7 protein-coding genes and 1 pseudogene are annotated in these 6,230 nt (G+C 72.1%); 4 read left to right on the top strand and 4 right to left on the bottom strand.

Translation table 11 applies throughout. From position 1 onward, the window contains the following. Together G5C51_RS38875 and G5C51_RS38880 are read right to left on the bottom strand one after the other, a co-directional pair. Positions 1 to 239: pseudogene (locus G5C51_RS38875) on the bottom strand (GNAT family N-acetyltransferase); the annotation flags it as partial. A 40-nt stretch (positions 240 to 279) separates the two neighbouring features. Then, entirely contained in the window at positions 280 to 765 is a 486-nt protein-coding gene (locus G5C51_RS38880) for a VTT domain-containing protein (RefSeq protein ID WP_165245120.1), read from the bottom strand. A 102-nt stretch (positions 766 to 867) separates the two neighbouring features. Between G5C51_RS38880 and G5C51_RS38885 the strand changes: the two genes are divergently transcribed. Then, a complete protein-coding gene (locus tag G5C51_RS38885) occupies positions 868 to 1,083 on the top strand; it encodes a DUF4177 domain-containing protein (protein ID WP_165245122.1) in 216 nt (71 codons plus the stop codon). Here G5C51_RS38885 and G5C51_RS38890 read toward each other — a convergent pair. Together G5C51_RS38890 and G5C51_RS38895 are read right to left on the bottom strand one after the other, a co-directional pair. Next, positions 1,080 to 2,525, bottom strand: coding sequence for a DEAD/DEAH box helicase (locus G5C51_RS38890; protein ID WP_165245124.1), 1,446 nt, complete (start codon positions 2,523 to 2,525; stop codon positions 1,080 to 1,082). The two genes, G5C51_RS38885 and G5C51_RS38890, sit on opposite strands and share 4 nt — an antisense overlap. A 179-nt stretch (positions 2,526 to 2,704) precedes the next feature. Then, a complete protein-coding gene (locus tag G5C51_RS38895) occupies positions 2,705 to 2,908 on the bottom strand; it encodes a cold-shock protein (protein WP_165245126.1) in 204 nt (67 codons plus the stop codon). Positions 2,909 to 3,192: 284 nt separating this feature from the next. Between G5C51_RS38895 and G5C51_RS38900 the strand changes: the two genes are divergently transcribed. From G5C51_RS38900 to G5C51_RS38910, 3 genes are all read left to right on the top strand, one after another. Next, complete coding sequence (locus G5C51_RS38900) at positions 3,193 to 3,783, top strand: sigma-70 family RNA polymerase sigma factor (RefSeq protein WP_165245128.1); 591 nt, start codon at positions 3,193 to 3,195, stop codon at positions 3,781 to 3,783. Next, a complete protein-coding gene (locus tag G5C51_RS38905) occupies positions 3,780 to 4,523 on the top strand; it encodes an anti-sigma factor (RefSeq protein WP_165245130.1) in 744 nt (247 codons plus the stop codon). Before G5C51_RS38900 ends, G5C51_RS38905 begins: the two co-directional genes overlap by 4 nt. Before the next feature lie 115 nt (positions 4,524 to 4,638). Further along, entirely contained in the window at positions 4,639 to 6,222 is a 1,584-nt protein-coding gene (locus G5C51_RS38910) for a molybdopterin-dependent oxidoreductase (protein ID WP_338118477.1), read from the top strand. Positions 6,223 to 6,230 lie beyond the last annotated feature (8 nt).

The following is a 6,230-nucleotide window of genomic DNA, read 5'->3' on the forward strand; positions in this document are numbered from 1 at the left end:
GGGCCGCGGGAGTCGAGCGCGGCGGTGGCGACGACGCTCCCGTCCCACTCGTCCTCGGCGATCAGCAGGGTGTGGCGGGGGTCCCGCAGATAGGCACCCTCGAGATCGATGATGTCGCCGTGCCAGCGCGGCACGTATCCCGTACCGAAGTCGCGGTAGACGGTGTCGAGCATGACGGCGCGGGCGGCGCCGAGGTCCTCGGGGCCGGCAGTCTTGATGCGGTATCCAGGCACTTGCACATGGTACGCAATAAGCCGGACGTCATGATCGGCGGATCCCTCAGGATTCGTCGGCGACGGTGTCCCGCTCGGCTTCCCGCGCGGCGCTGCGGCGCCGGGCCACGACCACGCCGCACACCGCGAGCACCAGGACGGCGACCCCGGTCACGCCCAGCGCCATGTGCTCGGAGAACAGCCGTCCGAGGAGCCGCAGCACCCCGATTCCGGCCGTCGCGTAGATCAGCGACCAGGCCGCGCCCCCGATGAAGAGCGCGGGGAGGTAGCGGCGCAGGGGCATGCGCATGGTGCCGGCGATGAAGTTCGCGGCGGTCTGGAAGCCGACGGTCAGGAAGGAGACGGCGACCACCGGGGCGCCCCAGCGCTGGATCGCCCGCTCGACGCGCTCCAGCTTGGCGGCGGGGATCCGCTCGGCGTACCGGCTGCGCCGGGCGCCGGCGCCGGCCAGCCAGCCGAGGGCGAAGGTGCCGCCGGCGCGGAGCAGGACGATGACGTAGAGACCGGCGGCCGTGAGCGCGACCTTATCCACGGCGCCTCGCGCCGGATTCGAGCCTGGTCTCCATACCTCACCTGCGTCTACGCTGCCGGTCCGGACAGAGCCAGGTTATCCACCCACGGGAAGGCCCCAGCCATGAGCACCCCCAACGTACTCGAATACAAGGTCGTCACCTTCCGTGAGTCCCTGGTCGGAGACGCCCTGGACAGCGACAAGCTGGAGAAGGTGCTGAACAAGCACGCCGAGGAGGGCTGGGCGCTGAAGGCGATCACGTCCGCCGACGTCAAGGGCCGGATAGGCCCGGGAGCGGTCGGCGGACTGCTGCTCACCTTCGAGCGCCCGCGCCGCTAGGCGCTGCGCCGGACCCGGGCCGCCTTACGGGCCTCGGACATCTGACGCGCCTCGGCGGAACGGCGGGAGGTACCGCCGGTCCGCCCGGGGCGGGAGCCGTGGCCGCGGAAGGGGGCGCCGCCCCGCTTCGAGTTCGGGCGCTCGGCGGCGGGCGCGGCCTCGGCGACCGGCACGCCGGAGGGGGCCTGGGCACCGGTGATGCGGCTCAGCTCGGCCTCGCCGGAGCGGACCTGCGTGATCCGCGGCCGGATGCCCGCGTCGGACATCAGCCGCGTCATCTCCCGGCGCTGCCCGGGGAGCACCAGCGTGACCACGCTGCCGGACTCGCCGGCGCGGGCCGTACGGCCGCCGCGGTGCAGGTAGTCCTTGTGGTCGCCCGGCGGGTCGACGTTCACGACGAGGTCGAGGTCGTCGACGTGGATGCCCCGGGCCGCCACGTTGGTGGCCACCAGCGTCGTGACATCACCGGTCTTGAACTGCGCCAGCGTGCGGGTGCGCTGCGGCTGCGACTTGCCGCCGTGCAGCGCCGCGGCCTTCACGCCGCTGCCCCGCAGATGCTTGGTGAACTTGTCGACGGCGCGCTTGGTGTCCAGGAACATGATCACGCGCCCGTCGCGGGCGGCGATCTCGGTGGCGGTCGCGTACTTGTCGGCGTCGTGCACCTCGAGCACGTGATGCTCCATCGTGGCGACCGCACCCGCCGACGGGTCGACGGAATGGACCACCGGGTCGCTGAGGTAACGACGCACCAGGCGGTCGATGTTGCGGTCGAGCGTGGCCGAGAACAGCATCCGCTGACCATCCGGACGCACCTGGTCCAGCAGCGCGGTGACCTGCGGCATGAAGCCCATGTCCGCCATCTGGTCGGCCTCGTCCAGGACGGTGATGTTCACCCGGTCGAGACGGCAGTCCTTGCGCTCGATGAGGTCCGCGAGGCGCCCGGGCGTCGCCACGACCACCTCGGCGCCGGTACGCAGCGCGCCGGCCTGCCGGCCGATCGACATGCCGCCGACCACGGTGGCGAGGCGCAGCCGCAGCAGCCGGGCGTACGGGGTGAGCGCGTCGGTGACCTGCTGGGCCAGCTCCCGGGTGGGGACCAGGACCAGGGCCAGCGGCTGCCGCGACTCGGCGCGCTGTCCGGCCGTACGCACGAGAAGCGCGAGGCCGAAGGCGAGCGTCTTGCCGGAGCCGGTGCGGCCGCGGCCCAGGACGTCGCGGCCGGCGAGGGAGTTCGGCAGCGTGGCGGACTGGATCGGGAACGGCTCGTGCATGCCCTGGGCGGTGAGCAGCTTCAACAGGGCGGCCGGCATGTCCAGTTCGCCGAAGGTGGCGGCGGCGGGCAGGGCCGGGGTGACGGTGGTGGGCAGCGCGAACTCGCCCTGCGCGTGTGACCTGGGACGGTGATTCGTACGACGGTGGTTGGTGCGAGCTGAACGGTTCATGGCGAACCTTCCTCGACAGGGCCCGCATCGAGGAATTCCCGGCAATGACTGCGCCGGATGAATTGCAGGAACGCGCCAAATGTAGGACTAAATTAAGTCCATCGAAATACAGAAATGCAGAAACAGTAAGCTGGGGCCCCGCCGCAAGGCGGGACCCCAGCTTTCTATGCGCTCAGACGTCAGGCGGGAACGATGTTCTCCGCCTGCGGGCCCTTCTGGCCCTGGGTGACGTCGAAGTTCACCTTCTGGCCCTCCTGGAGCTCACGGAAGCCCTGGGTGGCGATGTTCGAGTAGTGGGCGAAGACGTCGGGGCCGCCGCCGTCCTGCTCGATGAAGCCAAAGCCCTTTTCGGCGTTGAACCACTTGACGGTACCGGTAGCCATACTGATCTCCTTCGGGGCAGTGCCCGCGGGCCCACACCGTGTGAGCCCCTGCGTTGCCACGATGAACCCCGTCCGGATAAGCACCGGAGATAAAAAATGCCCGACGGTCATACAGCCGTCAGGGCACTTAAAGTTTCGGGAACCACAACTGCAACTACGACCAAGATTAGCACGCCGCGGCCATCCGTGGTGCATCCTGCTGCTCACCTGCCCGACGCGCACCAATCCGCAGGCGGGCCCTGCTCCGAATCCTGAGTGAAACGGTGATCGGCGAACGGAGTCGTATGAGGTCGGCGGAGAACGCCAGGACCACCCCGCCCCCTCCCCCGAGGCCCGACCTCGACGCCCTGGTGGCCGAGGTGGCCCGCGGCGACCAGGAGGCCTTCACCTCGCTGTACGACGCGGTGAGCGGGCCCGTGCTGGGGCTGGTGCGCAGCGTGGTGCGGGATCCGGCGCAGTCCGAGGAGGTCGCGCAGGAGGTCCTCGTCGAGGTCTGGCGAACCGCGGCCCGCTTCCGGCCGGACAAGGGCAGCACCATGACCTGGGTGCTGACGATGGCGCACCGGCGGGCCGTGGACCGGGTGCGCTCCGTACAGGCCAGCGCGGAACGCGAGCACAAGGCCGCGCTGCTCGACCAGATGCCCGCGTACGACCACGTCACCGAGCAGGTCGAGACCCGCCTCGAGCAGCAGCGCGTACGCCGCTGCCTGGGCGCCCTCACCAGGCTTCAGCGCGAAGCCGTCACCCTCGCCTACTACCGGGGCCTGACCTACCGCGAGGTCGCCCAGCTGCTGACCATGCCCCTGGGCACCGTGAAGACCCGCCTGCGCGATGGGCTGATCCGGCTGCGCGATTGCCTCGGGGTGAGCGCATGACCGCCGCCGACCTGCACACCGCGACCGGGGCCTACGTGCTGCACGCCCTGCCGCCCACCGAGCGGGCCGCGTTCGAGCGGCACCTGGCCGTCTGTGGTGCGTGCGCCCAGGAGGTACGGGAACTGGCCGCCACCGCCGGGCGGTTGGGGCTCGCCGTGGCCGCTGCGCCACCGCCCGAGATGAAACAGCGGGTGCTGCAGGCGATCGGCACCGTGCGCCAGGAACCACCGAAGGTGTCGGCGCCCGGGCGGGTACGCACCTGGGCCCGCTCGCTGCCGCGGATGGCGCTCGCCGCCTCGCTCGCGGCGGCCGCGGCCCTCGGCGGGATCGCGGTGTGGCAGCACCAGTCGGCCGAGGACGCCCGCGAGCAGGCCCGGGAGTCCCGGCAGCAGGCCGCCGATCTGGCCGCCGTGCTCGCGGCCCCGGACGCCAGGAGCGCCACCGGGAAGCTCGGGGACGGCGCGACCGGCACCGTGGTGGTCTCGCGGGCCAGGGACCGGGCGGCCTTCGTCGCCTCGCAACTGCCGGAGCTGCCGGACGGCAAGGTGTACCAACTCTGGTTCGACGACGGCGGCAGCATGCGCTCCGCCGGGCTCCTGGAAGGGCCCGGTGCCGGGAGCGCGACGCTCATGGACGGTCCCGTCGGGAAGGCGTCAGGGATGGGCGTCACCGTCGAGCCCGCGGGCGGCTCGCGGCAGCCCACCAGCACTCCGCTCGGCCTGGTGACCCTTCCCGGATAGCGCGGCGGCGCGGGGCTCCGCGGCTGTGACCCCTGTGACCTGTGTGAACTCGGAAGGATCTTCACGATCGGGTGAATGACCAAGCCGGGCGGCCGCCTTGTTCCGAATCTTGGTTGTGAGCACCCGAGGAAGTACAGCCCTCAAAGGCGCGGCGGCCGCGCTCGGCGGTCTGCTGGCCGGATACACGGCTCTGACCGTGGCGGAGCTGGTCTCCGTGGCCGTCCGGCCCGAGGCGGGTCCGGTGACGGCGGTCGGCGGAGCGGTGATCGACCGCACGCCGGCCGCCGTGAAGGACTGGGCGATCCGGGAGTTCGGCACCGCCGACAAGCTGGTGCTCCAGCTCGGCATCCTCGCCCTGCTGACGGTGTTCGCCGTGGCGCTGGGACTGCTGGCGCTACGGCGCCGGCGTACCGCCGCGGCCGGCGTGCTGGTCTTCGGCGTGGTCGGGGCGCTCGCCGCGGCCGGTCGGCCGGATTCGGCCAGTCCGACGGATACGGTGCCGTCCCTGGTCGGTGCCCTTGCCGGGGCCGTCGTCCTCTACGCGCTCGCGGGTCCCCTGACCGCCGCGGCACCCGCGCCGGAGGGCGCCGCGGCGGGCGGGTCCCGGCCGGTGGACCGCAGGCGTTTCCTCCTTGCCACGGCGGGTGTCGCGGCCGCCGCCACGGGGGCCGGCCTGGCCGGCCGCCGCCTCAACGCGACGACCGTCGCCGGGGCCGAGGCTTCCCGGGCGGCGATCCGGCTGCCGGCGCCCGCCTCGCCCGCTCCCGAACTGCCGCGCGGGGTCGGCCTGCGGGTGCCGGGCGCGGTGCCCTTCACCACGCCCAGCGGGGATTTCTACCGCGTCGACACCGCCTTGACCGTGCCCCGCCTGGACGCCGGCCGCTGGCGGCTGCGCCTGCACGGCAAGGGCGTTGAGAGGCCGCTCACCCTCGACTTCCAGGACCTGCTGCGCCGCGATCTGATCGAGCGGGACATCACCATGACCTGCGTCTCCAACGAGGTCGGCGGCCCGTACGTCAGTACCGCCCGCTGGCTCGGCGTACGGCTGAAGGACCTCCTCGAAGAGGCGGGCGTGCGGCCGCCGTCCCGGGGCGGACCGGCCGATCAGCTGGTGGCCCGCTCCACGGACGGGATGACCATCGGCAGCCCGGTGGAGACCGTCATGGACGGCCGGGACGCGATGCTCGCCGTCGGCATGAACGGCGAACCGCTGCCCTTCGACCACGGCTTCCCGGTCCGGATGCTCGTGCCCGGTCTTTACGGCTACGTCTCCGCCTGCAAGTGGATCGAGGACATCGAGCTGACGACCTTCGCGGACTACGACCCGTACTGGGTCGAGCGCGACTGGGCCCGCGAGGCTCCCATCAAGACCCAGTCCCGCATCGACACTCCCAAGCCGTTCGCCTCGCCCGCGGCGGGCACGGTCGTCGTGGCCGGGGTGGCCTGGGCCCAGCACAAGGGCATCGAGCGCGTCGAGCTCCGGGTCGATGACGGCCCCTGGCAGCAGGCCCGCCTCGCCGCCGAAGGCCCCCTCGACACGTGGCGGCAGTGGAGCTGGGAGTGGCCCGCCACGGCCGGCTCCCACACCCTCCAGGTCCGCGCCACCGACCGCACCGGCTACACCCAGACCGCGAAGCGCACCCGGACCGTCCCGGACGGCGCCTCCGGCCGGCATTCGGTGGTGGTCAACGTGACCTGACCCCACCC

It is taken from the genome of Streptomyces coryli, assembly GCF_011044975.1.
Taxonomy (GTDB): Bacteria; Actinomycetota; Actinomycetes; order Streptomycetales; family Streptomycetaceae; genus Streptomyces; species Streptomyces coryli.

What these genes read in the sequence shown, in the direction of transcription:
- G5C51_RS38885 (WP_165245122.1), top strand. Translation starts at nt 868, where the DNA reads ATGAGCACCCCCAACGTACTCGAATACAAGGTCGTCACCTTCCGTGAG.
- G5C51_RS38890 (WP_165245124.1), bottom strand. Translation starts at nt 2,525, where the DNA reads ATGAACCGTTCAGCTCGCACCAACCACCGTCGTACGAATCACCGTCCC.
- G5C51_RS38900 (WP_165245128.1), top strand. Translation starts at nt 3,193, where the DNA reads ATGAGGTCGGCGGAGAACGCCAGGACCACCCCGCCCCCTCCCCCGAGG.
- G5C51_RS38905 (WP_165245130.1), top strand. Translation starts at nt 3,780, where the DNA reads ATGACCGCCGCCGACCTGCACACCGCGACCGGGGCCTACGTGCTGCAC.
- G5C51_RS38895 (WP_165245126.1), bottom strand. Translation starts at nt 2,908, where the DNA reads ATGGCTACCGGTACCGTCAAGTGGTTCAACGCCGAAAAGGGCTTTGGC.